We start from the raw sequence: 1,320 nt of genomic DNA, 5'->3' as shown, positions 1-1,320 counted from the left end.
AAGACCCGGGTTTGATGGAGACCGATCAGTTGTTCTGTAGGGCAGGTTCAGGGGCAGTGTGCTGCGCCCAGTAGTCGGTTTCGGCCGCTGCTGGTGTCTGGTAGTCCAGGGCGCTGTGCAGGCGACGGTTGTTGTACCAGTGGACCCATTCGGCGGTCGCGATCTCGACGGCGTTCGTGCTCGTCCACGGTCCCTTCTTGTAGATCAGTTCGTGCTTGTACAACGAGTTCAACGCTTCGGCCATCGCGTTGTCGTAGGAGTCGCCGCGGGATCCGACCGATGCGACGGCCCCGGCCTCGTCGAGGGCCTGGGTGTAGCGGATGGCTCGGTATTGCACGCCACGATCGTTGTGCGCGATCAGGCCGGTCACGTCCTGGCCGGCACGCCGACGTAACCACAGGCCCATCGCCAGTGCGTCGATCGCGAGGTCGGCGAACATGCGGGTCGAGGTCTGCCAACCGACGATCATCCGGGAGAACACATCCAGGACGAACGCCACGTACACCCAGCCGACCTCGGTCCGCACGTAGGTGATGTCAGCGACCCACAACTGATTCGGCGCATCAGCACAGAACGCTCGATCGACCAGATCGTCGGGTCGGGCGGTCTCGGGCGCAGGCTTGGTGGTCCGCGGGAACTTACCACGCACGACACCCCGTATCCCCAGGTCACGGCACAGTCGTTCGATTGTGGACTTCGCGACGGTGATGCCGGCGAGGGCGAGTGCGGCGCGGATCTTGCGGCGACCGTAGACGCCGCCGGAGTCCTGATAGACCCGCATGATCTCGACTTTGAGGTAGTCGTCGCGGACCGCGCGGGCTGATGGTGGTCGGGTTCGGGCGGCGTAGTAGGTGCTGGGGGCGATCGGGCAGCCGGCCTCGGTGAGGACGGTGCAGATCGGCTCGACACCCCAGCGATCACGGTGATCGTCGATGAACGCGACGATCACCTGCGTGGGCGGTCGAGCTCCGCCGCAAAGAAAGCCGACGCCGCCTTCAAGATCTCGTTCGCGCGGCGGAGTTCGGCGTTCTCCTTCTCCAACTGACGGACCCGCTCGATATCAGAAACCGTCTGCGCACCAGGCACGGCCGCGTGGCCGTCCTCGACTCTGCGGACCCAACTGCGCAGTGTCTCGGGATGGATGTCGAGCTGACCGGCGATCCGTGCGATCGCGCCGGGAGCAGTCCCGGGGTCCTTGCGAGCGTCGATCGCCATCCGCGTTGCGCGATCACGCAACTCCGGCGAGTACTTCGATGGGCGAGGCATGAAACAAGTCTTCCTTCCGGTCAAACCTGTCTCCATCAAACACGGGTCAATTCA

At 64.4% G+C, this 1,320-nt stretch carries 1 pseudogene and 1 other annotated feature; the pseudogene reads right to left on the bottom strand.

The annotated features are described in order from the left end of the window. Positions 1-25: 25 nt before the first annotated feature. A pseudogene (locus GM1_RS21295) lies at positions 26-1,266 on the bottom strand (IS3 family transposase). Then, positions 857-985: a sequence feature (AL1L pseudoknot), on the bottom strand. It overlaps the preceding pseudogene by 129 nt. Positions 1,267-1,320: the final 54 nt, after the last annotated feature.

Source organism: Gordonia malaquae NBRC 108250 (assembly GCF_000344135.1).
GTDB lineage: Bacteria > Actinomycetota > Actinomycetes > Mycobacteriales > Mycobacteriaceae > Gordonia > Gordonia malaquae.
This window is presented reverse-complemented; position numbering and strand designations above follow the sequence as displayed.